At 36.6% G+C, this 26312-nt stretch carries 23 protein-coding genes; 21 read left to right on the forward strand and 2 right to left on the reverse strand.

The features are described 5' to 3' along the window. The first annotated feature begins 16 nt into the window (after positions 1-16). The 4 genes from NKG37_RS08140 to NKG37_RS08155 are packed head-to-tail and all read left to right on the forward strand — an operon-like array spanning position 17 to position 4105. Positions 17-1456 (forward strand): O-antigen ligase family protein, encoded by a 1440-nt coding sequence (locus NKG37_RS08140; protein ID WP_254416057.1) that lies wholly within the window; start codon positions 17-19, stop codon positions 1454-1456. Positions 1457-1485: 29 nt separating this feature from the next. Then, positions 1486-2151, forward strand: a complete 666-nt coding sequence (locus tag NKG37_RS08145; RefSeq protein ID WP_169187707.1) for a hypothetical protein — start codon at positions 1486-1488, stop codon at positions 2149-2151. A 15-nt stretch (positions 2152-2166) separates the two neighbouring features. Next, on the forward strand, positions 2167-2916 hold the full coding sequence (locus tag NKG37_RS08150) for a teichuronic acid biosynthesis protein TuaG (protein WP_254416058.1): 750 nt from the start codon (positions 2167-2169) through the stop codon (positions 2914-2916). A 22-nt stretch (positions 2917-2938) separates the two neighbouring features. After that, positions 2939-4105 (forward strand): teichuronic acid biosynthesis protein TuaH, encoded by a 1167-nt coding sequence (locus NKG37_RS08155; RefSeq protein WP_254416059.1) that lies wholly within the window; start codon positions 2939-2941, stop codon positions 4103-4105. A 120-nt stretch (positions 4106-4225) separates the two neighbouring features. Here the strand turns inward: NKG37_RS08155 and NKG37_RS08160 are convergent, their stop codons facing one another. Next, positions 4226-4648: an Rrf2 family transcriptional regulator gene (locus tag NKG37_RS08160; RefSeq protein ID WP_016201322.1), complete on the reverse strand. Its 423-nt coding sequence runs from the start codon at positions 4646-4648 to the stop codon at positions 4226-4228. A 300-nt stretch (positions 4649-4948) separates the two neighbouring features. Between NKG37_RS08160 and NKG37_RS08165 the strand changes: the two genes are divergently transcribed. From NKG37_RS08165 to murB, 15 genes are all read left to right on the forward strand, one after another. Beyond that, positions 4949-6337, forward strand: a complete 1389-nt coding sequence (locus tag NKG37_RS08165; protein ID WP_224428369.1) for a protoporphyrinogen oxidase — start codon at positions 4949-4951, stop codon at positions 6335-6337. A gap of 222 nt (positions 6338-6559) precedes the next feature. Then, complete coding sequence (locus NKG37_RS08170; RefSeq protein WP_224428370.1) at positions 6560-8140, forward strand: histidine kinase N-terminal 7TM domain-containing diguanylate cyclase; 1581 nt, start codon at positions 6560-6562, stop codon at positions 8138-8140. A gap of 354 nt (positions 8141-8494) precedes the next feature. Beyond that, entirely contained in the window at positions 8495-8818 is a 324-nt protein-coding gene (locus NKG37_RS08175) for a DUF3870 domain-containing protein (protein ID WP_016201318.1), read from the forward strand. A 122-nt stretch (positions 8819-8940) separates the two neighbouring features. After that, complete coding sequence (locus NKG37_RS08180; protein WP_016201317.1) at positions 8941-9768, forward strand: M55 family metallopeptidase; 828 nt, start codon at positions 8941-8943, stop codon at positions 9766-9768. A 13-nt stretch (positions 9769-9781) separates the two neighbouring features. Continuing rightward, positions 9782-10711: an ABC transporter permease gene (locus tag NKG37_RS08185; protein ID WP_016201316.1), complete on the forward strand. Its 930-nt coding sequence runs from the start codon at positions 9782-9784 to the stop codon at positions 10709-10711. A gap of 2 nt (positions 10712-10713) precedes the next feature. Further along, on the forward strand, positions 10714-11676 hold the full coding sequence (locus NKG37_RS08190; protein ID WP_169187713.1) for an ABC transporter permease: 963 nt from the start codon (positions 10714-10716) through the stop codon (positions 11674-11676). Next, positions 11676-12668 carry an ABC transporter ATP-binding protein gene (locus NKG37_RS08195; RefSeq protein ID WP_101729062.1) on the forward strand — a complete coding sequence of 331 codons (993 nt, stop codon included), beginning with the start codon at positions 11676-11678 and terminating at the stop codon, positions 12666-12668. Before NKG37_RS08190 ends, NKG37_RS08195 begins: the two co-directional genes overlap by 1 nt. Positions 12669-12772: 104 nt before the next feature. Then, complete coding sequence (locus NKG37_RS08200) at positions 12773-14386, forward strand: peptide ABC transporter substrate-binding protein (protein ID WP_224427884.1); 1614 nt, start codon at positions 12773-12775, stop codon at positions 14384-14386. A gap of 96 nt (positions 14387-14482) precedes the next feature. Then, on the forward strand, positions 14483-15403 hold the full coding sequence (locus NKG37_RS08205; RefSeq protein WP_254416060.1) for a S66 peptidase family protein: 921 nt from the start codon (positions 14483-14485) through the stop codon (positions 15401-15403). A 579-nt stretch (positions 15404-15982) separates the two neighbouring features. Beyond that, complete coding sequence (locus tag NKG37_RS08210; protein ID WP_254416061.1) at positions 15983-17083, forward strand: dipeptide epimerase; 1101 nt, start codon at positions 15983-15985, stop codon at positions 17081-17083. Continuing rightward, positions 17080-17997 (forward strand): C40 family peptidase, encoded by a 918-nt coding sequence (locus NKG37_RS08215; protein WP_169187718.1) that lies wholly within the window; start codon positions 17080-17082, stop codon positions 17995-17997. Before NKG37_RS08210 ends, NKG37_RS08215 begins: the two co-directional genes overlap by 4 nt. A 13-nt stretch (positions 17998-18010) precedes the next feature. Next, positions 18011-18970: an ABC transporter ATP-binding protein gene (locus tag NKG37_RS08220; protein ID WP_016201310.1), complete on the forward strand. Its 960-nt coding sequence runs from the start codon at positions 18011-18013 to the stop codon at positions 18968-18970. A gap of 15 nt (positions 18971-18985) precedes the next feature. Next, complete coding sequence (locus NKG37_RS08225; RefSeq protein ID WP_224427881.1) at positions 18986-19756, forward strand: serine hydrolase; 771 nt, start codon at positions 18986-18988, stop codon at positions 19754-19756. A gap of 302 nt (positions 19757-20058) precedes the next feature. Continuing rightward, positions 20059-20877, forward strand: coding sequence for an ABC transporter ATP-binding protein (locus NKG37_RS08230; protein ID WP_254416062.1), 819 nt, complete (start codon positions 20059-20061; stop codon positions 20875-20877). A gap of 233 nt (positions 20878-21110) precedes the next feature. Then, entirely contained in the window at positions 21111-22022 is a 912-nt protein-coding gene (murB, locus tag NKG37_RS08235) for a UDP-N-acetylmuramate dehydrogenase (protein ID WP_016201307.1), read from the forward strand. A 205-nt stretch (positions 22023-22227) separates the two neighbouring features. Here murB and NKG37_RS26270 read toward each other — a convergent pair whose 3' ends face one another. Next, positions 22228-22659, reverse strand: coding sequence for a VanZ family protein (locus NKG37_RS26270; RefSeq protein ID WP_169187722.1), 432 nt, complete (start codon positions 22657-22659; stop codon positions 22228-22230). A gap of 351 nt (positions 22660-23010) precedes the next feature. Between NKG37_RS26270 and NKG37_RS08240 the strand changes: the two genes are divergently transcribed. After that, a complete protein-coding gene (locus NKG37_RS08240) occupies positions 23011-23952 on the forward strand; it encodes an aldo/keto reductase (RefSeq protein ID WP_254416385.1) in 942 nt (313 codons plus the stop codon). Positions 23953-24558: 606 nt separating this feature from the next. Then, positions 24559-26235, forward strand: coding sequence for a dihydroxy-acid dehydratase (gene ilvD / locus NKG37_RS08245; RefSeq protein ID WP_101729058.1), 1677 nt, complete (start codon positions 24559-24561; stop codon positions 26233-26235). Positions 26236-26312: the final 77 nt, after the last annotated feature.

Consider the following 26312-nt stretch of genomic DNA (forward strand, 5'->3'; position numbering starts at 1 on the left):
GGAAGGATTGTAGAAGTTGGGAAATAATCGTACAGTAAGCAAAACAATAGGATTCGCTGTTATATTTATCACTTGTCTTACCATTTTATATTTGACAACGATATATAAATTAACTTGGATACTTCCTATCGTGTGTATATGGGTTGTCATTCAAATAGGTATTTATTTGAAATCAATCATTACACTTGATCAATTATTTAAAAATGCCATGTATGCCTTGCTGCTTTCTACTTTTCTTAACCAGTCAATCATTAGTATTAATATAGGTCCCTTTTCGATTTTTTTGTACAGAATATTGTTAATATTGGCAATTGTGTTGTATATAAGTACTGCTTTGTACAGAAAAAGAGTGATAGAGGACTTTTATAACAGTAGGATACCATTTATTTGGCTGTTTTTTGGTGGATGGATTCTTTATGGAGTCATTTCTGTTCTTTGGTCTGTCTCCATTATGGCTTCACTTAAATATATGTCCTTATTGGTTATGGGAATAGCGTTCGTCTATTTAGCAAATAGGACATTTAAAACAAGGCGAAAGTTACAATATTTCTTAGCTGGCTGGCTTGGAATGACTGTTTTGTTAGTAGGGATAGGGTTTGTGAATTATTGCTTTTCTATTCAGTTGCCTAGTTCTGGGCTGTATGGGGCTTCAAGCTATAAATTGTCTTATCCGACAGCTGTTTTTTTTAATCAAAATGATTTTGCTGTATATCTCGGAATCTCTTTTTTCTTCTTTGTGGCCGTTGGCAAAAATGCTAAGAGAACCATGCTTAAAGGATGCATGCTTATTTTTAGTATGCTGGTTATTCTTCTTATTTATTTAACAGAGTCACGCGCTGCACTACTTGCGTTAGTAGGAGGAGGACTGGTTTATCTGTTCCTGTTGATTCCAAAGAGATGGAAGAGGTTAACCTTACAAGTTATTTGCGGATTAGTATTACTAGGAGGTCTCTTCGTTGCTAATAGAGGAATAGTTAAGGTGCAGAATCTTATTGAGTCAGCCGAACAATATGAGCTTAATGAAGTACTACCATCGAATTTAGCGAGAATCAATCTGTTAAGAAACACATTCTCTTATTTACTAGACTCTTATGGATTTGGGATAGGAGCGGGCAATATCCCTTATTATTTAGAGCATAAAAGCTATTTTTCAACAGGAAATGTCTATCAAGTGCATAATTGGTTTGCAGAAATTGCCGGCAACTTTGGTTTAGTGACTTTACTTGGCTACGTCATTATGCTGATTTATGCATGGTTCGCCTTCTATCGAATATACGAAAAAGTAAGCAGTCGGACAGATAAAATGCTGTTAGAAGCATGTATGGTCGGAATGGTGTCTTTCCTTATTTCTAGTATTAGTCCAAGTTCAGTGATGAATTTATATTTTCATTGGGTTTTTCTAGGGTTTATTTTATCTACACTGTCTGTTTATAAAAATAGAAAGCTAGAATTTTAACTTTCATAGGAGAAAGGGAGAGTTTGTTTGTGAAGTCTGTTTTATCAGTTATAGCAGCAAGATCGAAAAAATATTTTATCCCTTTATTGTTACTGAGTATCCTGTTAGGTGTAATAGGATGGTTTGCTCCTGCTGGTAAAGAAAGTCCAACTGTAAAAGCAGAAGCAACTATTTTACTTGGAAATTATGAAAATGAATACATAAACAATAGTGAGGTAATCGCATCTTTATTAAGGAATGAAACGACCTTTTATAGCTATTTGCCAGATGTGGACATAGACTTGGAGCAACTTCTTATTTCTGCTGAGCCACCAAAAAAGTTAAACCTTGTTTTGACTGCATCAAGTGAACAGGAAGCAGTGGCTTCCTTATCTGAATTAGTAACGGCCTTTTTAGAAATGGATCAATATCACTACCAAGAAAAAGATGAAATTATTTCAGACAGCATTAATCAGCTCCAAGGAAACCCTGTTCCAGCAGAATTAGTTGTGGAGCAGCAACGATTTTTATATGAATTAAAAACGAAACAATTGAATCAGCAGCCTGCCGTGTTAGTAAAGGATGTCACCGCAGAAAAAGGAGACGGTCGAGTAGTGTCTCAACAAGATCGGGCACTAATGGGGATTATGATTGGAATCATGCTCAGTTGTTTATGGATACTTTATCCACTGTTTTTGAAATCCGAATCTGATTAAAGAGGTGAGTGTAGAATGGCTCCATCTATATCTATTATTATGCCTTCATACAATTGTAAAGAGTATATATCTTTTAGCATCGAGTCTGTCAGAGCGCAAACATACACAAATTGGGAGCTATTAATTGTTGATGACCATTCAACCGACGGCACCGTTGAATTATTAAAAGAGTGGGAGAAGGTTGATAAGCGAATTCGTGTTTTTTATCGAACGGTTAATGGAGGAGCTGCTATTGCTCGGAACATAGCACTTGAACATGCCTGTGGAAAATACATCGCTTTTTTAGACAGTGACGACAGATGGAAGAAGGAAAAACTTGAAGTTCAACTAGCATATATGAAGGCAAATAACTATGCCTTCACCTTTACTGCTTATGAGTGCATTGACCAAACGGGATCACGATTAAAAAAGTACATTCGTGTTCCAAAGGAAGTTGATTATCAAACGATGTTAAAAAATACGATTGTTGGCTGTTTAACGGTTTTAATTGATCGAGATCAAGTTGGGGATTTTCAAATGCCTAATATCCGTACTCGTCAAGACTTGGCAACATGGCTAATGATTTTAAAGCGTGGATTCCGTGCGTTTGGCTTAGATGAAATATTAGCAGAATATAGGGTAGGGAATGAATCTATTTCCAAAAATAAGTGGAAGGCTGCGAAAAACAATTGGCATGTGTATCGTCATATAGAACAGTTGAATTTCTTGCAGTCATCCTGGTATTTTTCTCATTATGCCTATAATGCTATTCGGAAAAGACTGTAGAAAAGGTAGAGGAGCTTACAAGATGAGAACAATCCATGTTATTGTTGCGACTGGTGTTTGGGATTTAGACAATTTAACCTATCGTAGACATCGTTTTGCTGAGTTTTTGCAAAAGCAGCAGGAAACAGAAGAAGTAATCTGGATTTGCCCAGGGAAAAAACAGACTCCAGAAGTAACAAAGTTAGAAAATGGTATTTATCAATGGGTAATCAGTGACTTGGGCAATCATAAAGCACAGCGATTCGCTCGATTTATTCCCCTTTTCTACCAAAAAAAGCTCCGAGGTTTAAGTAATTATTTAGCAGAAAAGAAAGGGAGCTGTTCTGTGAAACTATGGTATACCTACCCTGCTTTTCCGTCTTTACATAAGATATTTGCTTGGGATCAAATCGTCTATGATTGCAGTGATTTATGGGCAGAACAGCTAAGTGGAAAATTTTCTATCCTTTCCTATTTTAAGCAAAAAGTAATTGATCAAAGTGAACAAAAAATTGTCGGGAAAGCAAGTTTTATTATTTGTACTTCTAGCTTTTTAAAAGAGGAATTAATAAGCAGAACGCCGGCATATCGAAATAAGATTTATACGTATGAAAATGGCGTGGAATATAGGCTTTTTCAAAAGCAGGAGAATAGTGAACCTCTTATGGAGAAGGAGGGCTTAACGATTGGATATATTGGTGGAATTAAGCCTAAGCTTGATTTTGCTCTTATACAGGAGATCGCACAAAAAAAGAAGGAATGGAGCATTTTATTAGTGGGACCAGATGGGACGAATAGCAGCCAAGCGTTTATGGAACTGTTGAAAGCACCAAATATTCGTTGGACTGGCAGTGTACCAAGGAATCAAGTTGCTGATTATATGCAAATGCTTGATATTGGAATCATGCCATATAAGGATACTTCATACAATAAAGCTATATTTCCATTAAAACTTTTTGAATTTCTTGCTGCTGGCAAACCAGTGATAGGAATGAACTTGCCTTCCACAAGAGAATATGCAGAAGAGGGAGTTTACGAACTTTTGCAGGGGGAGGTGGAAGCTGATCCATTTATTCAAGCCTGCGAAAAGATGGCAAACAGCGCTGATAATCAAGAGTGGAAGGAAAGAAGAAAGCAACTTGCAAAGGAAAAAGATTGGGAGAGTATTTTCCAAGAAATCATCCATATAAACAAAGAAACTAGCATGTGAGGAAAAAATAGCTGCTAGTTTCTTTGTTGTTCGTCTGTAATTAACGGCCAGCTCAAGCTATGAATGTTCCCAGGAATCTCCCCCTTCAATCAGACCACAAGGTCGATAAGTGGGGGTAGTTCAAATTTTACTATAGATGTCCATTTCATCCATTATATCTTGTAAGGTAATTTGTGCTAATTCCCTTTCCATTGATTGTTGGATAGTAGAAAATGCATTATTTAATGTAGGGTGGATTTTACTGCCTATAGGACAATGGTGATTTGGATGATCATGTATAGCAAACCATTCGCTTTTTGATTGAACGGCTAAGTAAATATTTAAAAGAGTAATATCTGCAGGAGATTTTAATAAGGTTGCCCCAGAAATGCCTGCCCTGCTCGTTAGGATTCCGCCTTTTTTCAAAAGTCCACACATTCTTCTTATCACTACAGGGTTTGTGTTAACGCTTTCTGCAATAGAATCAGAGGTTATTTGTTCATATGGTTTCGAGGCAATTAAAGATAGGATATGAATAGCAACAGATAGTCGGCTGTTAGCCATAATAAATAGACACCACCAATCAAATTTTTTGTCATTCATTCGGAATACGATATAATTGTTGCGTTGATAAAAATGAAACGCTATTCAAAAGCGCTTTCATTTTGTGTCTAATCCTATTATACAATGGATTTTGCTATCAAAAGCCGCTAATTTATCATTAAATTGTGAACAAATAGACACAAAAAAAACGTTGGTCACTTGAAAGAAAATGGTTATTCATGCTTTATAATAAAAACAGCAATTGATCGAGGAAAAAAGGTTATATATAGATGGGATCTTTAGTAGATGAGGTGGAAGAATGTGAAAACAGTTTTAGTTGTAGGTGGGGGAATAACTGGTTTATCTACCATGTATTATTTGCAGAAGGAAAATAGGGAAAGAAATTTAGGGCTTCGTTTAGTATTAGTAGAGGCAAATGACTATCTAGGTGGAAAAATTCATACGGTTATGAAAGATGATTTGATTATGGAAACAGGAGCAGATTCTATTGTTGCTCGGAATAAAAATGTTCTTCCCTTTGTAAAAGAATTAAATTTAGAAAAGGAACTTGTTTATAATGCAACAGGAATATCTTATATTCATACACAAAATAAATTATTAGAAATACCGAAGGATTCTATATTTGGGATCCCAATGACGTTAGAAGCTCTTTTTACTAGTGAGCTGATTTCAACTCGGGGGAAAATAGAAGCTTTAAAGGACTTATTTCGCACAAATACACACTTTACGAAAGAATCATCAATCGGCGAGTTTTTAGCGTACTATCTTGGTAGAGAAATTGTAGAAAAACAAATTGCGCCTGTTCTTGCAGGTGTATATTCCGGGAATATTTATTCGTTAACAATGGGATCGACATTGCCTTATTTACTGGATTATAAAGAGCAGTATGGGAGTGTTATTCGCGGTCTAGGAAAGAATAAAGAAGCATTTCAATCTGCTGCTAATAAGAAATTTATCTCTTTTAAAAAAGGTTTATCTACCATTATCGATCGCCTAGAAGAAGTATTAACAGATATAACGATTCTAAAGGGGATTGCTGTTACGAATATGGAAAAAGAAGAAAATCACTATAAAATTCAGTTATCAAATGGAGTGCAACAAATAGTAGACACTGTTGTATTATCCACACCTCATAATGTTTCCAATAGCATTCTAAACATGGAAGAATTAACTCCTTCGTTTAGTAAATTAAAGAATTCATCAAATGTTACTTTGTATTTATCCTATGATATTCCCGATGAAGAACTACCTAAAGATGGAACAGGCTTTATTGTAGCAGGAGATAGTGATATTGTTTGTAATGCATGTACGTGGACAAGTAGAAAGTGGCAGCATACATCTAAACATAATCAACTATTATTACGTTTATTTTATAAAAAAACGAATCCAGCCTATGAGAAATTAAATAGTCTTTCGGAAGAAGAACTGATAAAAGAGGCAAAGAAGGATATTGAGAAAAGTTTAGGAATTACTTCGAATCCAAAAAGCTATGAAGTGACAAAATGGGAGAACGCGATGCCAGTTTACTCTTTAGAACATAAGCAAGCTGTAGAAGCACTTACCCGAAACTTAGCTGACTTATATCCTAATGTGTATTTAGCTGGTTGTTCTTACTATGGAGTAGGAATTGCGGCATGTATAGCAAATGGGGAAGAAACAGCCGAGAAAGTTTTACATTCAATGGAATAGTCAAAAAAGCAGGGCCGAATAATAGGGCTCTGCTTTTTTCGATCAACCATGTAAAATATCTAGATGATGGTTTTGTATAGTTTTTAATAAAATGGAGAATTTTTTACAACTTAACTAGTAACAATTTTTCACAAGATTTATAATAAATGAAAGAACATTAAGAAATGAGGAACCAACTAAAATGAAAATGAGACAGATGATCACGGTACAGGAGTAAATTTAATGGATCATACAGTAATGGTATATATTGTTTTAATAACGATGTCCGGTGCATTGCATATAATATTAGCGATTATTGCCTATATGAATAGGCAGGCTTTTGAAGGAATGAGAACGCTATTATGGCTTTCGTGTTTTGTAGCGATTTATGCATTTGGGTATGCATTAAGTCTTGCTAGTACAACGATAGAGGAAATGAAGTTTTGGACAGCACTTCAATATTTAGGTATGCCATTTTCAGCACCTGCTACATTGATCCTTGTTTTACAATATATTGGATATGACAAGCATATAAATAAAAAAACATACTTTCTCTATTATTTAATCCCAATGATCTCTTTTTTACTTATTGCAACAAATGAATTTCATCATTTATTTTATCAATCAACCTATTTAGAATATCGTAACACGACTCCTATTATGCAAATAACAGTGGGACAATGGTATTTAATACATGGTGCCTATACATTTGGGACACTTGCTATAGCTTTTGTATTACTTTCCATCTATTGGTTTAAAGAAAAAACAAGACAGACAAAGCAAGTCATTATTTTGTTAACGGGGATTCTTCTCCCGATTAGTACCTCATTAGCTTATCTAGTTGGACTTACTCCAAGCGGTTTGGATCCGGTACCGATAGCAATGCTATTTACGAGTTCTTTATATTTATATGCCATCATATCGACAAAGTTTTTATTGGTTCCGCCAATAGAAAAGGATTATATATTTGAAAGTATGGGAGATGCTGTTCTTGTATTAGATCAAACTTATCATCTAAAAGATTTTAATAAAGCAGCCTTTACTTTATTTTCAGATGTGAGAATAGGGGAGCATATAGCAGCTGTATTAGGATTGGATAATCAGATTCTTCCATTATTGAAAAATATCGATGCGAATTCTATCATAACAGAAGTAGAAATGAGTAATAAATCAGCACTAGATTATTATCAAGTAAAGGTCTCGCCGATAAAAAAAGGAGAGTCGACCATTGTTGGTACTACGATAATTTTCACTAATATTACGGAACAAAAAAAAGAACAAATGAACTTAACAAAAATCGCCTACACGGATGTGCTAACGCAAATTTATAATCGGGCTTATGTGCTATCTGTTGCTGAAAAGATGCTTGCCTCTCATAATAAAATGGCTGTTATTTTGTTTGATATTGATCATTTTAAGAAAATAAATGATACATATGGACATTTTGGTGGAGACGAAGCGCTAAAGCATGTGGCCGCTCTCTGTAAAAGTGTGGTTCCAGAGAATGGAGTCTTTGGTAGATATGGTGGTGAGGAATTTATTATCTTTTTATTCGAAAACGAAGCAGATGAAGCCGTTTCTATTTCTGAAAGTTTAAGAAGAGTAATAGAAGAATCACCTTTACCTTATAATGAAATAGTGATTAACATTACTGCCAGCTTTGGCGTTGTAGTAAAGGAAAACGGTTTAGCTCTTACCCCATTGATCAATGAGGCGGATGAAGCACTATATGCTTCCAAAAGAGAGGGGCGAAATACGGTTTGTGTGGCAGTAGATGGAGAATATACCAAATTATCTTCTAAAATAACCGCGGGAAAATACTGATAATAGAAGGCCATAGCGCTTGTCTCCTTCTTACAGTATGAGATTGTTAGAGGTAAATAGATACGTATGTCATCTTTTCTTACGTTATTTGTTAAAATATTTAGAAAATACGCAAAAATGTATTGCGCAAAAAAGAGCGGTGTATTACAATTTTTTATATAATCTAAACTTATCTTATATAGTTAGAAAAATATTCTAACTCCAGCGCAAAGTGATATGGAGAAAAGTCAGTTAATCGTTTTTTCTCGTATTTAAGCAACCGCGCTTTTCTTAAGACATATGCATTGCTTTATGTTTATGATTATCTCATAAATATCTCATGCAATATCCAGATGTTTGTAGGGGGAGTATCACATGTATCATGCTAACACTATATATATTATTGGAGAAAGCAAAACTTCCTCTAATAATGCAATTATGCAGCAATACAATGGTTTCTTTATCGCATTAGTTGTAGATAGAGTTTCTCATACGATTGTTGATGCGGAATGTTCTTCAACTATTAATATCACCTCTTCCTTTATTCGATCTATTGTTGTTGGGAAGTCGATGTTAGATACAGACACAGTTTTAAAGGAAGTAGAAAATCGTTATTTTGGATCTTCTCAAAAGGCAGTGATGGTTGCTTTTAAGAATGCCCATATTAAATATAAACAAATAGTAAAAGAATTAGTATAAACTGCTTTTTCTGTTATACGCAGAGGAAATCCAGTTGATAGAGACTTTGTTCTCTATTGGCTGGATTTTTTTATTTTGCACGAATAAAGATGGCTATTAAGAAAAATGTGGGGGGTTTTTTAATGGAGAAAATTTATATGTCAGTTGATATGGAAGGGATAACAGGGTTAATTGATCACACACAGGTTGATTCCAATAAGTTAAATTATGAAAGAAGTCGCATCCTTATGACAGATGAAGCAAACTACGTCGTAACAAGTTTGTTTGACTATGGTGTAGAAGAAGTAGTCGTGAATGATAGTCATAGTAAAATGAATAATTTGTTAGTAGAGAGATTTCATCCGAAAACAAAGCTAATAACAGGGGATGTAAAACCGTATTCGATGGTACAGGGCCTTGATGCTACATATGATGGGGCAATTTTTGTTGGTTATCATGCACGAGCTTCTGTTCCTGGTGTTATGACACATAGCATGATTTTTGGGGTTCGTAATATGTACATAGATGATGTGGTAGTTGGCGAATTAGGGTTTAATGCATATGTCGCGGGATATTATGGCGTTCCTATTCTTCTTGTAGCAGGAGATGATCAAGCTGCAAAAGAAGCAGAGAAACTTATTCCGAATGTAACAACAGCAGTTGTGAAAAATAGTATATCAAGATCGGCAGCTTTGAGTTTGACACCTGTTCAGGCCGGAGAAATATTGAAAGAAAAGACAAAAGAAGCATTAGAAAGGAAAAATCTAGTAAAGCCCTTGGTGCCACCAGCAAGCCCTTTGCTCCGAATAGAGTTTGCAAACTATGGACAAGCAGAATGGGCTCATTTGATGCCAGGAACGGAGATAGAGCAAGGTACCACGATTGTTCGGTTTCAAGCAAAAAGCATTTTAGAGGCCTATCAAGCTATGCTAGTTATGACTGAACTTGCGATGAGAACAACATTTTGTTAGGCGGTGAAGAGCAATGAAATCTTATTATGTAAAGCGCTTTTTCTCGATGCTTGTGACGTTATGGGTCATTATTACGATTACATTCTTTTTAATGCATTTTACACCAGGCTCTCCATTTAATGATGAAAGAACGACAAATGAGGCAATTCAGAAGAACTTAGAGGAGCAATACCATTTAGATAAGCCGTTAATTGTGCAATATGGAATGTATTTAAAACAAATAGCTACCTTTGATTTTGGTATTTCGATAAAAAAGTCTTCTCAAACAGTTAATGAGATGATTGGCAGAGGGTTTCCTGTTTCCTTTGAGCTTGGCATGGTTGCATTAATTGTCGCCGTAATCTCAGGAATTACCCTTGGAGTTGTCGCTTCCCTTAAACACAATGGAGTCATCGACTATTTAGCGATGACAATAGCAGTAATTGGTATTTCCATTCCTAACTTTGTTTTAGCAACAATGCTTATTCAGCAGTTTGCTGTTCATTGGAAAATACTACCTACAGCAACATGGTCAAGCTGGAAGCATATGATTTTACCGACTATAGCACTTGCAACTAGTCCTACTGCTATCATTGCCCGTTTAACAAGAACGAGTATGTTAGAGGTATTAACACAGGATTATATAAAAACGGCAAAGGCGAAGGGGCTTTCTCCATTCAAAATAATCGTAAAACATGCATTACGCAATGCTCTTTTGCCAGTTGTAACATTATTAGGTGCTTTGGCAGCTAGCATTTTAACAGGAACATTCGTCATCGAAAAAATATTTGCTATTCCAGGTATGGGAAAATACTTTGTAGATAGTATTAATAACCGTGATTATCCAGTTATTATGGGGACAACTATTTTTTACAGTACTATTTTAATTATCATGCTATTCCTCGTTGATTTAGCATATGGCATATTGGATCCTAGAATAAAACTTCAGAAGAAGGAGGGATAGCGATGGGCTTGCGTCAGGAAACTTTTTATGAAAAGAAGGAAGAGATTGCTCTTGATGAATGGTTTGTGCCAATACAGAAAAAGCAAGGGGAAGCTGAAGCTGTTGTTCGCCCAAGCCTATCCTATTGGCAGGAAGCGTGGAGGAATTTATGGAAGAATAAATTAGCGATGGTAGCATTATTCTTCTTAACTTTATTAATCATTATGTCTATTATTGGACCGATTATTTCTCCCCATTCGATTTCAGAGCAAAAACTAATTAATCAAAATCAGCCACCTTCTTCAGAATATTGGTTTGGGACAGATAGTTTAGGCAGAGACGTGTTTGCGAGAACTTGGTATGGAGCAAGAATATCATTATTTGTTGGGGTTACTGCAGCTGTTATTGATTTTCTGATAGGGGTAGCCTATGGTGGACTATCGGGATATAAGGGCGGAAAAGTAGATCATATTATGATGAGAATAGTAGAAGTACTATATGGGCTCCCTTATTTATTAATTGTTATTTTAATGTCTGTTGTGATGGGACCAGGGTTAGCGTCTATTATTATCGCCCTATCCATTACAGGATGGGTTGGAATGGCACGTATAGTAAGAGGACAAGTTCTTCAAATAAAAAACTATGAATTTATCTTAGCATCGAAAACCTTTGGAGCTAAAAGTTACAGAATAATTAGAAAAAACCTCCTTCCCAATACAATGGGTCCAATTATCGTTCAGATGACTTTAACAGTTCCATCAGCGATATTTGCTGAAGCATTCTTAAGTTTTTTAGGATTAGGCATCCAAGCACCTTTAACAAGCTGGGGGGTAATGGCGGATGAAGGATTATCTGCCATTTTAACTGGGCATTGGTGGAGATTGTTTTTCCCGACCTTATTTATCTCGCTTACGATGTTTGCTTTCAATGTATTGGGTGATGGACTACAGGATGCGCTGGATCCAAAGCTAAGGGGTGGAAAATAATGACGAACATACTAGAAGTTACTAATCTACAAGTATCTTTCTCCTCTTATGGAGGAGAGGTACAAGCAGTCAGAGGAGTGAATTTTTCATTAAAAAAGGGGGAAACATTAGCTATTGTCGGAGAATCTGGCTGTGGCAAAAGTGTTACATCTCAAACGATTATGCAATTGATTCCAAGTCCACCAGGAAGAATCAAAGATGGATCTATTTTATATAAAGGGATGGATCTGACAAGGCTAAAAGATGAAGACATGAGAAAAATTCGTGGAGCAGATATCTCGATGATTTTTCAAGATCCAATGACAGCTTTAAATCCTACGTTAACTATTGGCGATCAGATTATGGAAGGGATTAAGCAGCATAAGCAAATTTCAAAAGTCGAAGCAAGGAGCAAGGCTATCGAGATGCTTCAATTAGTTGGAATCCCTAATCCAGAAATGAGGTTGAAACAATATCCTCACCAATTTAGTGGGGGGATGAGACAGAGAATTGTGATAGCGATGGCATTGATTTGTGAGCCGGAGATTTTGATTGCAGATGAACCTACAACTGCTCTCGATGTAACAATCCAAGCACAGATTCTGGACTTATTCCGAGAAATTCAACAACAGAGAGATGTCTCCATTATTTTAATTACACATGATTTAGGAGTAGTTGCACAAGTAGCAGATCGTGTCGCTGTTATGTATGCGGGAAAAATAGTTGAGATGGGGAATAGAAGAGATATTTTCTACTCTCCCCAGCATCCGTATACAAAGGGACTATTAAATTCTGTACCCAGATTGGACCAAGAAGGAGAGCTAGTCCCAATAGATGGAACACCACCAGATTTATTTTCACCACCAGAGGGATGTTCCTTTGCCGCTAGATGTCCCTATGCAATGGAAGTCTGCAAGAGGGTGTATCCGTTAGAAAGTAATTTAAATGCAGATCATCTAGTTAATTGTTGGCTTCAGGATGAGCGAGCAAAGCGAGTAATGCACACGATCTAATGATGTAAAAAGGAACTGTAGGAAGTTTTATTTTGCTATTTTTTGGCTTTAAAAGAAAAGCCATTTTATAGATTGCTAGATGAAAACGATGTGGGGGGAACACGATGAAAAAGATATGGATAAGTTTTTTGACAATGATAGCAATCTTTACTCTTGCTGCATGTACAGCAAATAGTGATGCAGGGAAGGAAGAGACAAACGGGGAGAAGGAAGAAAAGATATTATATTTAAACAATGGACAAGAGCCTAGTTCTTTTGATCCTCCGATTGGTTTTGATAGTGTTTCTTGGACTGCCTTAAACAATTTAATGGAAGGTTTAACCCGATTGGATAATAATCATGAGCCGCAAGCAGCCATTGCAGAAAACTGGGATGTATCAGAGGACGGAAAAGTATATACATTCCATTTAAGAGACAATGCAAATTGGTCTAATGGAGATCCAGTTACTGCCGGAGATTTTGCTTTTGCATGGAAGCGATTATTAAATCCAGAAACGAAATCGCCAGCTGCTTTCCTCGGATATTTCATTGAAGGGGGAGAAGCATACGCAAACGGAGAAGGTTCGGCAGATGATGTAAAAGTTAAAGTAGTTGATGAAAAGACATTTGAAGTTACATTAACAAGCCCACAGGCTTATTTCCTAAATGTTATTACTAATCCTGCATTTTTCCCGATTAATGAAAAGGTAGCAACGGAAAATCCGGAATGGTTTTCAGAGGCAGATTCATTTGTAGGAAATGGTCCATTTCAATTAACAAAATGGGAGCATGACAGCTATTTTGAGATGGAGAAAAATGAAACGTATTGGGATGCTGATACGGTTAAATTAAATAAAATACATTGGGCAATGGTAGACGATTCCAATACAGAATATCAAATGTTCCAAAATGGAGAATTAGATACTTCGGATGTTCCAGCAGAATTAAGCGAGCAGTTATTTAGTGAAGGAAAAGTAAAAGTAGAAGACCAGGCAGGAACATACTTTTATCGATTTAATGTGACAAAAGAGCCCTTCACAAATAAAAATATTCGTAAAGCTTTTGCTTTAGCTGTTGATCAGCAGCAAATTGTCGATTATGTAACAAAAAATCAGGAGAAGCCTGCGTATGGTTTTGTTTCTTATGGATACTTGGACAATAAAGGGAATGATTTTCGTGAAACGAGTGGAGAGTTAGTAAAAACAAATGTGGAAGAAGCAAAGAAACTACTAGAACAAGGAATGAAGGAAGAAGGATATACAACATTGCCAGAAGTGACGCTCACTTATAGTACTAATGATACACATAAGGCTATAGCAGAAGCTCTACAAGCAATGTTTAAGGATAATCTTGGAGTAGATGTAAAGCTTGCCAATATGGAATCAAGTGTTTTTACACAGGAACAAACAGCATTGAAGCTGCAATTATCCAGAAGCTCTTTCCTTGCAGATTACGGCGATCCAATTAACTTCCTTGAAAACTTTCAGACAGGTTTAGCAATGAATAGAACGGGTTGGTCAAATGCTGAATATGATCAATTAATTAAAGATGCCAAGAATGAATCTGATGAAGCAAAACGGTTTGAATTAATGTATAAAGCAGAAAAGCTATTACTGGATGAGGCACCAATTTTCCCCATCCATTTCTATAATTATGTGTATTTGCAAAATGATAGTGTAACGGGGATTGTTCGTCACCCAGTTGGCTACCTTGAATTAAAATGGGCAGATAAAAAATAAGTAGAGTGAAGAAGGGATGAACGAATAGCATCCCTTCTTTCCTTAAATCATTAGATTATCGCTTTCAGAAAACTAAAAGGGAAAGGGATTAAAAGAGTGATAAAGCCAGAACGTTTAAAAAAAGGAGATACCGTTACCGTTATTGCCCCAGCTAGTCCGCCATCGCTAGACTCTTTACAAAAAGGTATAAGCTATTTGGAAGAAGAATTAGGGCTAAAGGTAAAAGTGGGAGACCATGTTTATGATCAATATGGTTATTTAGCTGGGGAAGATGAAGCTAGATTAACAGATTTAGAGAATGCTTTTCTAGATAAAGAAGTAAAAGGTATTATTTGTGCATGTGGAGGATATGGAACAGCAAGACTGGCAAGTCAGATTAACTATTCGACCATTGCCCAAAATCCAAAAATATTTTGGGGTTATAGTGATATAACTTTTCTGCATACAGCTATCTTTAATAACACTGGATTAGTTACTTTCCATGGCCCAATGCTTTCATCGGATATTGGCAAAGACGACTGTCATCCTTTGTCGAGAAATCTGTTCCAACAATTATTTGAACCGCAAGAAATGATTTATACAGAAGAATACTCAACACTTGAGGTTTTAGTAGAAGGAAAAGCTTCTGGAAAGATTACAGGAGGAAATCTTTCCCTTATCACAAGTTCAATCGGTACACCTTTTGAAATAGATACAAAGTCGAAAATCTTGTTGATGGAAGATGTAAATGAAGAACCACGATCTGTGGATCGTATGCTTAATCAATTAATGCAGGCAGGGAAGCTAACCGATGCAAAAGGAATCGTTATCGGCGACTTTCATCAATGTCATTCTAGAAGAGACAAATCGCTTGCGTTAGAAGAGGTGATAAACCACTACATTCAACAAGCCGGGAAACCGACTATAAAGGGATTTCAAATAGGCCATTGTTCTCCTCATATATCAATCCCGCTTGGTGTTAATGCAGAAATAAATACGAAGGAGAAAGTATTAATGATTGATAGTGGGGTGGAATAAATTAGAAGAGGTTATCCCGCTCTCAACGGAGACCACTGAAAAAGTCTTTTTTTCGTGTGAAATGAAGAGCAAGCATATTGGAAAGTGAAAATAAGGTTGGTTTGGAGAGGCGTCCGCTCGACTCCTATGGGAGCTGCGAGAAAGTCCGAGACCCCGCAGGAACTTAAGAAGCGAGGAGGCTTGGCGCTCGCCCCATAGAAAGCGAGCGGACGCCTCGGAAAACAAATCGATCATCTTATGTTTAAAAAGTGGCTATCGTCCATCATCATTAACTGGCCAGTTTTTCAGTGCCCTCCTCTCAACGGACAGTGAGACTCCCCCTCAAGCTTATGAGTATAGGAGGAAGATAGGTGGGAGATCAACTGTCCGTAAAGGTTCGATTGGTTCAACTAACCATCGGTGGGAATTGCGCTGAGCCTCTGGTGTCTCAGACTCTACGTGAATTTCGGCTTCTCTGTTTTTCCAACTAATCCATTTCTTCTATTGAAAAAACAGCCATTACTTTTGAATAGGAGCAAGTTAATCGAAATATTGAACAGCACAATAAAAATAGACTTTATAAAATAAGGATGATACATAGTGAAAATAACCAGAATAGAGACATTCCGTGTCGCAGTTCCATTAATCAAGCCTTTTAAAACAGCATTACGAACCGTAACCATTGCAGACTCTGTATATGTAAAAATTACATGCGAAAACGGAATTGTTGGTTGGGGAGAAGCACCGCCAACTTTAGTGATAACAGGAGATAGCCTAAAAAGTATTGAAGCATCTATACATGAAGTGTTTAAACCCTTTTTATTGAGTAAAAGCATTTTACAGCTCGAATTACTGCTTCAAGGAATCCAGCAAATTTTAGTAGGAAATGTGAGTGCAAAAGCAGCGATTGATATGGCACTTTATGATTGCTTTTCCCAATACTGTAAACTTCCGCTTTATCAATTATTGGGCGGATATAATAATACATTGGAAACGGATTATACGGTTAGTGTCAATGATCCGATAGAAATGGGAGAAGACGCGGTCTCCTATGTTAACCAAGGGTTTAATGTCTTAAAGATTAAAGTTGGAAAAGATGAACTGCAAACAGATATTAATAGAATAATAGAAATCAGAAGAAGAGTAGGCAATGAAATTAAATTAAGACTAGACGCTAACCAAGGCTGGAACCCAAAAGAAGCTATTACAGCTATACGAAAAATGGAAGATTTAGGACTTAATATCGAATTAGTTGAGCAGCCGGTTAAAGCAGAGGATATACAAGGGCTTAAGAAGGTAACAGATTCAGTAAATACATTAATCATGGCTGATGAAGCTGTATTTACTCCGAAGCAAGCTTTTGAGGTGTTAAAAACACGAAGCGCTGATTTAATTAATATTAAATTAATGAAATCAGGGGGAATCTATCGAGCACAGATTATTAACCATTTAGCTGAAGTTTCTGGAATGGAATGTATGGTCGGAAGTATGATTGAAACTAAATTGGGTATTACTGCGGCAGCGCATTTTGCAGCAAGTAAAAAGAATATAACTCGTTATGATTTTGACGCACCATTGATGCTGGCTGAAGACATAGTGGATGGTGGTGTTCAATATAACGGAAGAAACATAACTTTATCTGATCAACCTGGATTAGGAATAAATCATATTCTTTTACATAAAAAGGAGAATGTGGGATGAAAAAATACGATGTGAAAATAGTGGATGTTCCCGTTGCAACCTTATGGACAAATGAATATTCAGCAAGAGAAATAGATAGTCTGGCAATTGATAATCCTTGTGATATAAAAGCATGGTTAGATAGTCTTGATTATGAAAAGGGACTGGGGCTTTATACAGGTAACTTAGTGCAATCACAAGTATTATACGGGCAAGAGGTATATATCTTGGAAGAAAAAGAGGAATGGGCATTTGTTGCATTGCCCAATCAGGCGTCACAAAAAAATGAACTTGGTTATCCAGGATGGATACCAAAAAAACAATTGATAAAAAAGCAAACGTATTCCTTAGAAAATGGGCCAATTGCAGTTGTTGAAGCATCGATAACAGCTCTCTGTGACGACCATAAAGATGTGATACTGCCATTATGTTTTCAAACACGGTTGCCAGTAAGACGGCAAGAGGGTGAATGGATAGTAGTGATGACACCTACCGGGGAAGGGTGGATAAAAGCAACGGATGTATCCATTTATTCCTCCTCACAAGACGTCCGTAAAGGCACAGGGAAGGATATAGTAAAGCAGGGAGAACGATTTTTGCATCTTGACTATTTATGGGGTGGCATGAGTTCCTACGGTTATGACTGTTCGGGTTTTAGTTACACCATGTGTTTAGCAAATGGTTACTTAATACCAAGAGATGCGAGTGAGCAGGCAGAGACGGGGAGAAATGTTCCTTTAGATGAAATAGAGCCAGGAGATTTATTATTTTTTGCTTATGAGGAAGGGAAAGGAAAGATTCACCATGTAGGTATCTATTATGGAGAAAATAAGTTACTTCATTCCCCCAACACCGGAAAATCAATCGAAATTATTCCTTTAGAAAATACAATCTATGAAAAAGAATTATGTGTAGCAAGAAGATATTGGGAATAAGGAGAGAGAAGGAATGACACAGCAGGTTCTATTAAAAGTGGATAATGTATCGAAGCATTTTGAATTAGAAAAGAATATGACATTACAAGCTGTATCAAATGTATCCTTCCATATCAAGAGAGGGGAAACGTTTGGCATTGTTGGTGAATCAGGCTGTGGTAAATCTACATTGGGTAGAACAATTATTGGATTATATAAAACATCAAATGGGCAGATTTTATACAATGATACCAACCTAGAAAGTGTTTCTACAAAGGATACATTTGCATTTCGCAGAAAGATGCAAATGATCTTTCAAGACCCTTACGCCTCTTTAAACCCTCGTTCTACTGTACGTGAGATTTTGGCAGAGCCTTTGGAAGTCCATGGAGTGTATCAAACAAAGGAAGAAAAAAATGCCCGTATAGATGAACTGTTGGAAAGTGTAGGACTAAATAGAGAACATGCTAATCGATTTCCACATGAATTTAGTGGGGGCCAAAGGCAAAGAATTGGGATAGCAAGAGCGTTAGCGTTAGAGCCAGAATTTATTATTGCTGACGAACCAATTTCCGCATTAGATGTTTCTGTTCAAGCACAAGTAGTAAATCTGCTAAAAAGATTACAACGAGAAAAACAATTAACCTATCTATTTATAGCCCATGACTTATCAATGGTAAAGCAAATTAGTGATCGAATTGGTGTAATGTATTTAGGGAATTTAGTGGAACTGACAGATAGTAAAGAGTTATATTCCAATCCACTACACCCTTATACACAGGCACTCCTTTCTGCTATTCCGATTCCAGATCCAGATATAGAGGACAAAAGAGAACGAATTATATTAAAAGGGGAATTACCAAGTCCAGTGGATCCGCCAAGCGGCTGTGTTTTTCGAACGCGTTGCCCGCATGCAATGGATATTTGTACTAATGATAAGCCAGTTTGGCAAGAACGAGAAGATGGCCATTTTGTTGCATGTCATCTTTATTAGGGAATAACGATTAGGATGAATATGGAGATATTAAGCAAACGAATAAACGAAATTGTACAGGAGTATAAGGCTCATGGTCACTTTGGGATAACTATTGAGTGGAAGGAAAAATGTTTTTACTTTAACGCGAAGGATGTCTTTCCAAGTGCTAGTCTGATTAAATTGCCAATTCTGTTAGAAGGCTTTATGCAGAGCTCAAGTGGAACCTTAGTGTTGGATGATTTAGAAAGGGTTAAAGATATCCAGAAAGTAGGAGGGGCGGGTATCGTTCAATATATGTCCCCACAAAGCCGTTTATCTGTTCATGATCTACTCACTTTAATGATTATTGTTTCAGATAATATGGCAGCCAATTATTTGATTGAACGACTTGGCATAGACAGCGTTAATAGAAGATGTCAGCAGCTTAGGATGTCCTCAACGATTCTCCAGCGCAAAATGATGGACCAAGAAGCAAGAGAAAGAAAACTGGAAAACTATACTTCGCCTTTAGATATTATTCGTTGTTTAAAGGCAATTCAGAACAATAAGAATCAGAGCTGTAAAAAAATCTTATCCCATCAGCAACTTCTTGATAAACTACCGTATTACTTTGAGGAGAATAGTTGTATAAGGATTGCGAATAAAACTGGAGAGTTAGATAAGGTAGAGCATGATTGTGCTATTATAGAGCACGAGGATGAAATTATCTATGTTGCTGTTTTAACAGACCAATTAACGACAAATTTTAAAGGGAAACAAATTATCCAATTAATTGGAGCAAGTATTCTTGAATGTTTATCATGAAAAAAGTCTGAACCTATTAGGCAGACTTTTTTTATAAATGAAATGTTTATGCGAAAAAATAAATCTTGTTAAATATTTTAAACAGTCTTGAATGAAAGTCTAGTTCAAATTATAATAAATAATGAAAATCATTATCAATTATTAAAAAGCGTTCTTATTTAATTAATAAAGGGATAGGTACAAATGCTCTCTTGGAATAAAGAATGAAATAAATGAAAAAATAGGATTAGCAGAATAAAACGAAAAATGCTCCTCGGTTTTAAAAGGGTATATAGAAAAGTAAGGGAAGGAGAGAAGAAAGCGTGGACATACTATCTACAGATCAATTGAAAATTGGCTATGAAGATAAAATTATCGTTAATGACTTAAATTTACATGTGCAAGAAGGGAAAATTACTACTATCATTGGACCAAATGGTTGTGGGAAATCGACGATATTAAAAACTCTTGCACGGATTCATAAGGCAAAGGCCGGGTATGTATATTTAGATGGAGAAATGATACACAAAATCCCCACGAAAAAAATTGCCCAAAGAATGGCTGTGCTTCCTCAATCTCCAGAAGCACCGAATGGATTAACAATATTCGATTTAGTTTCCTATGGGCGGTCTCCTCATCAAAAAGGCTTTGGTCGTTTAGGGGAGAAAGACAGAGAAGTAATAAATTGGGCATTGGATGTCACTGGTCTTATGGAGTTGAGAGATCAGGAAGTAGATACCTTATCAGGTGGACAAAGACAAAGAGCGTGGATTGCAATGGCGATTGCACAGGAAACAAATCTTCTGCTTTTAGATGAGCCGACTACTTATTTAGATATGGCCCATCAGCTGGAAGTACTGAAATTATTAAAAAAACTAAATGAAGAAGAAAATCGAACCATTGTGATGGTTATCCATGATTTAAACCATGCAGCAAGATTTTCTGATCATATGGTAGCGATGAGAAACGGACATTTAATGAAAGAAGGAACAGCAGAGGAAATAATGACCGAAAAGGTTTTGAAAGAAGTTTTTCAAATAGATGCCGTTGTAGTCAAAGACCCTAGAACAAATAAGCCAGCTTGTCTTTCTTACGATTTAATACATCAAAAGGAAAGAGTATTAGTAGCATCTGCTAAGTAATCAATGGAAGAGGATTGCTTAGTTTTTTTGTTTGGCTGTTTATGTAATATATGGTTATTTTACGGTGAATATTGCTTGTTTCCGCCTTTTCTTAGCATGAAAGGTAGGCGTTTTTCATATAATGGATTGAGTAACGTTTCACATAAATTTGCTTATTATCATCGTACCTATTTATAATTTTGGTATACTATTAGAATAGTGTAGTCAGAAATATGTATAGAAGGTTGAGATTAATGGATAAGAATATATTGATTAAAAAGTTTCTTGAAATTTTGCCCGAAGAATGTGTAAAGATGGATGAGGCGTTAAATAAATATACGTATACGAAAATTGGTGGAAAGGCTGATTTTTTACTTTTTCCGCTTACGTACGAACAATTACAGTCAGCTTATAAAATAGCACTTAGCGAAAATATGCCAATCACTATTTTAGGAAATGGTTCCAATGTGTTAATTAGAGATGGTGGTATTCGTGGAGTTGTCTTTAATTTAACAAGGCTAGACAAAATTTCCCTTGAAGGTAATAAAGTGATTGCCCAGAGTGGAGCTGCCATTATTGAGACCTCTAGATTTGCCTTAGAACATTCTTTAACAGGATTGGAGTTTGCTTGTGGAATTCCAGGATCTGTAGGTGGTGCGTTATATATGAACGCTGGTGCTTATGGAGGAGAGGTTTCTGACGTATTGCAATCCGCCAAGATATTAACGCGAGCTGGAGAAATTATAATAGTAACAAAAGAGGAATTAGAGCTTGGCTACCGCACAAGTAGTATTGGGAAAAATGGCTGGGTAGCGTTAGAAGGAACTTTTTCTCTTGAAACAGGAGATTATGCAGAAATTAAAGCGAAAATGGATGAACTGACTTTCTTGCGCGAATCAAAACAGCCGTTAGAATATCCTTCATGTGGAAGTGTTTTTAAAAGACCACCAAACTACTTTGCAGGAAAACTTATTCAAGATAGTGGACTTCAAGGAACGAAAATTGGTGGTGCTCAAGTATCTACAAAACATGCAGGTTTTATTGTAAACGTGGAGGATGCCACAGCGAATGATTATTTATCCTTAATAAAGCATGTCCAAAAAACTGTGAAAGCAAACTTTAATGTAGACCTCGAGACAGAAGTAAGAATCATTGGTGAGGAATAAAGAGCAGGCTGTTAATGAAATAAGAACGAAAAGGGCATCTGAAAGAGAGTAATCTTTTTCAGATGCCCTTTTTTTAAAAGAAGGCTATTTCCGTAAAGTTATTGCTCTGCCGCCTTCCTGGCTTTGCCTGTGGAGTCTGGATATCTATGTGTATTCATGCTGCTCAGTATTTCTTCCCTATTGAGTAAAATTTTTTGAAAGTGGCTTAAAAGAAAAAAGATTTATATACTATTCTTCGCACAAATAACCGCATCATTAGATACAGGAAGTAACCAAATATCGCTCCGAAGACATTTAAAATAAAATCATCTATATCTGCCGCTCGATCCATGGTAAAGAAATATTGGATAAGTTCAATAGAAAGAGAACATAGAACAGCAAGCCCTATTGTGACACATGTTCTAAATCGTTTTTTATATAACATAGGCAGGATAAAACCAAAGGGAATAAACAGAATGATATTTCCTAAAGTATATAACATCCAAAAAAAAGGTGGCTTATATTTATATTGATACAAAATTTGGACATAGGGAGTTAAGTTCATTTTCCCCTCGGTTATATTTGGCGGTGAGAAGTGAAAAGGCTTTAATGTTATGTATATGAGTGTCAATAAATAAAAGAAAAAAAGATTGAGCATAAATTCTCTAGAAAATAGGATTGCTTTTCTTTGATTATTTTGATGAATACGAAAATAAATCCATAACGGAACGACAAGGATAAGAATAAAGGGGAAATTTAATAGTAACTGAACTCCGCTTATGGACCATAGTATGATAAACAGAAAGAGGACAATGATAAAAAAAATCCCGTTTTTTAATACTTGCACAGATAATCGAAGTCCTTTCTTTTTTGTTCTCCCAAAAGTATATGTAGGCTTGTTCAAAAGTAGACTATCCAATTGGAACAGGAGCGAATTACTTTACTCTTTGTACGGAAATACGCATACTAGGAGTGAATGCGAGTGTTTGTCTATACATTAATGAAGGAGATGAATTTTTTGAGTAGTAAAGTTCAAATCGGTCAAACGGCTATGCGTGTTACGAAGCTGGGATATGGAGCAAATTCTGTCGGTGGTCATAATTTATTTCCGAATTTAAATGATGAAACAGGAAGAAATGTGGTAAGGAATGCATTAGATGCGGGAATCGACTTTCTGGACACTGCCTATGTTTACGGGTTAGGGAGATCAGAGGAGTTAATTGGTGAGGTGCTAAAGGAAAGAGGCAACCGCCAAGATATCGTCATTGCAAGCAAAGCAGCTCATAAATTAGTGGATGGCAAAATGGAGCTTGATAACAGCAGAGAATTTTTACGTAAATCTGTAGAAGATAGCTTAAAGCGTCTGCAAACAGATTATATTGATTTGTTCTATGTTCATTTTCCAGATGGGGTTACTCCAATGGCTGAAGTGGCAGGAACACTAAGAGAGTTAAAGGATGAAGGAAAGATTCTTGCAGTTGGAGCTTCGAATTTAGATGCTGAGCAAATAAAAGAATTTAATCAAGATGGTTATTTAGAGGTATTTCAAGCAGAGTATTCTTTATTTAAAAGACAAGCAGAGGACATATACTTACCATACTGTGTAGAAAACAATATTAGCTTTGTTCCGTATTTTCCTTTAGCCTCCGGACTATTGACTGGAAAATACTCAAAAGATTCAGCTATTAGTGATGGCAGAAAAAATAATCCGCTTTTCCAAGGAGAAGCATTTATTCGCAATGTAGAAAAGGTGGACCAATTAAAGCAAATGGCTGAAGACAAAGGCTTTGACGCGACACATTTTGCTTTGGCTTGGTTGTTGGAACAACCTGCCGTTGATGTCATTATTCCAGGAGCGAAATCAACAGACCAGCTTAAGAACAATTTACGAACATTAGAAGTGACATTAACAGAAGAAGATGTGAAGAAAATAAGCAATATATTTGTGTAAGGTATCATTATTTTGAAAGACTGTTTTTTAAAAGACTGTTGTTTTTCCAATAGGAGAAAAGAATTAGTTGGAAAAATGGAGCAGCCGGAATACACGTAGACGCCACGGGATTAGCCAGACAGGTGAGACCCCGGCGGCTCTGAGCCCCACGGAAAGCGAAGTGTATTCGGGCTGTGAGTAATAGCAACAAATAATTTTACGAAAACAGCCTTTTAAAAACAAACGAAACCGATAGCAAAGCGATGGAGGGGTAGAAAACACTTCATCGCTTTTGCTTATATAAAGGGTATTTATGAAAAAGTCTTTAGTGATAGTGGGATGGGCGTATATTATTTTTGTATAACTTCAGTTCAGTCTAGAATTCCAAAAGAAGAGAAAGGGTGCATTAGGGAAGAGTCGAGTTATGTTAGATATCCTTACATTTTTTGTTATTAAAATCCTAATTTAACAATGTTTCTGCTTTTTGGTAAGCGAAATAGAAGAGATGAATTTCTCTGAATAACTAATAAGAAGAAATTATACCAATTTTACTATCATAGTGTTACAATAGGTAAAAGTTTAAATATACAGATTTTTCGATTTAGTCGGATAATTGGAGGGGTAGAAGTGACACAATTGAGAAGTAATATGATAAAGAAGGGATTCGATCGAGCGCCACATAGAAGCTTACTACGTGCTGCTGGTGTGAAAGAGGAGGATTTTGACAAACCGTTTATCGCTGTAGTTAATTCATATATTGATATTGTTCCAGGTCATGTACACTTACAGGAATTTGGAAAAATCGTAAAAGATGCGATACGAGAAGCAGGTGGCGTGCCATTTGAAATGAATACAATTGGCGTGGACGATGGTATTGCGATGGGACATATTGGAATGCGCTATTCTTTGCCAAGCCGTGAAATCATTGCCGATTCCATTGAAACGGTAGTGGCAGCACACTGGTTTGATGGGATGGTTTGTATTCCTAACTGTGACAAAATAACACCAGGAATGATGATGGCGTCCTTACGCTTAAATATTCCTACTATCTTTGTCAGTGGTGGCCCGATGAAGGCTGGAGTTACTAGTGATGGTAGAAAGATATCTTTATCATCTGTGTTTGAAGGGGTAGGAGCCTATCAATCTGGTAAAATTGATGAAAGCGGTCTAAGAGAATTAGAACAATTTGGCTGTCCGACATGTGGTTCCTGTTCGGGAATGTTTACGGCGAATTCCATGAACTGTTTAGCTGAAGCACTTGGTCTTGCGTTGCCTGGAAATGGGACAATTCTTGCTGTTGCTCCAGAAAGAAGAGAGTTTGTAAAAAAATCTGCTAAACAGCTGATGCAATTAATAAAAGACGATATTAAACCAAGAGATATTGTCACAGAAAAAGCAATTGATAATGCATTTGCGTTGGATATGGCATTAGGGGGATCAACAAATACGGTACTTCATACATTGGCATTAGCCCATGAAGCAGGTGTAGAATATCCACTTGAAAGGATTAATGAAGTAGCATCACGCGTGCCTCATTTATCTAAGTTAGCCCCTTCATCTGATGTACATATTGAAGATCTGCATGAAGCAGGCGGTGTTTCAGCGGCTCTATATGAATTATCTAAAAAAGAAGGAGCCCTTCATTTAGATACAATAACGGTTTCTGGGAAAACACTTGGAGAGAATATTGCTGGATGTAAAGTGAAAGATTACGGTGTTATTCGCCCGATTGATGATCCGCATACGCAAACAGGGGGATTAGCCGTATTGTTTGGTAATCTAGCCCCTCAAGGTGCGATTATTAAAACGGGTGGTGTCCAAGATGGAATTCAACGACATGAAGGACCAGCTATCGTATTTAATTCACAAGATGAAGTATTAGAGGGATTAGTAAAAGGGAAGGTAAAGGAAGGTCATGTTGTTATCATTCGCTATGAGGGACCAAAAGGGGGACCTGGTATGCCGGAAATGCTGGCACCTACTTCTCAAATTGTTGGAATGGGTCTCGGTCCAAAAGTTGCGCTTGTAACAGATGGGCGCTTTTCAGGAGCTTCACGTGGTATTTCTATCGGACATGCTTCACCAGAAGCAGCAGAGGGAGGACCGTTGGCATTCGTAAAAGATGGCGATCATGTTATAATCGACATCGAAAATCGAACAATGGATGTTATTGTTCCAGAGGAAGAGTGGGAGCAAAGAAAAGCAGAATGGAAAGGTTTTGAATCGAAAGTGAAAAGCGGCTATTTAGCTCGCTATTCCAAACTTGTTACATCTGCAAATACTGGTGCAGTATTAAAATACTAAGACGAAATACATTAGCGAAAAACGAAAAGCAGGTTGGATACACGAAAAGTGTATTCAACCTGCCTTTAATATTTATT

It is taken from the genome of Niallia sp. RD1, assembly GCF_024219955.1.
GTDB lineage: Bacteria > Bacillota > Bacilli > Bacillales > Cytobacillaceae > Niallia > Niallia alba.

Coding starts and splice junctions, on each gene's coding strand:
- NKG37_RS08190 (WP_169187713.1), top strand. CDS start 10,714: ATGGGCTTGCGTCAGGAAACTTTTTATGAAAAGAAGGAAGAGATTGCT.
- NKG37_RS08155 (WP_254416059.1), top strand. CDS start 2,939: ATGAGAACAATCCATGTTATTGTTGCGACTGGTGTTTGGGATTTAGAC.
- NKG37_RS08185 (WP_016201316.1), top strand. CDS start 9,782: ATGAAATCTTATTATGTAAAGCGCTTTTTCTCGATGCTTGTGACGTTA.
- NKG37_RS08170 (WP_224428370.1), top strand. CDS start 6,560: ATGGATCATACAGTAATGGTATATATTGTTTTAATAACGATGTCCGGT.
- NKG37_RS08225 (WP_224427881.1), top strand. CDS start 18,986: ATGAATATGGAGATATTAAGCAAACGAATAAACGAAATTGTACAGGAG.
- NKG37_RS08200 (WP_224427884.1), top strand. CDS start 12,773: ATGAAAAAGATATGGATAAGTTTTTTGACAATGATAGCAATCTTTACT.
- NKG37_RS08180 (WP_016201317.1), top strand. CDS start 8,941: ATGGAGAAAATTTATATGTCAGTTGATATGGAAGGGATAACAGGGTTA.
- NKG37_RS08215 (WP_169187718.1), top strand. CDS start 17,080: ATGAAAAAATACGATGTGAAAATAGTGGATGTTCCCGTTGCAACCTTA.
- NKG37_RS08150 (WP_254416058.1), top strand. CDS start 2,167: ATGGCTCCATCTATATCTATTATTATGCCTTCATACAATTGTAAAGAG.
- NKG37_RS08220 (WP_016201310.1), top strand. CDS start 18,011: ATGACACAGCAGGTTCTATTAAAAGTGGATAATGTATCGAAGCATTTT.
- NKG37_RS08195 (WP_101729062.1), top strand. CDS start 11,676: ATGACGAACATACTAGAAGTTACTAATCTACAAGTATCTTTCTCCTCT.
- NKG37_RS08175 (WP_016201318.1), top strand. CDS start 8,495: ATGTATCATGCTAACACTATATATATTATTGGAGAAAGCAAAACTTCC.
- NKG37_RS26270 (WP_169187722.1), bottom strand. CDS start 22,659: ATGCTCAATCTTTTTTTCTTTTATTTATTGACACTCATATACATAACA.
- murB (WP_016201307.1), top strand. CDS start 21,111: ATGGATAAGAATATATTGATTAAAAAGTTTCTTGAAATTTTGCCCGAA.
- NKG37_RS08240 (WP_254416385.1), top strand. CDS start 23,011: ATGAATTTTTTGAGTAGTAAAGTTCAAATCGGTCAAACGGCTATGCGT.
- NKG37_RS08160 (WP_016201322.1), bottom strand. CDS start 4,648: ATGGCTAACAGCCGACTATCTGTTGCTATTCATATCCTATCTTTAATT.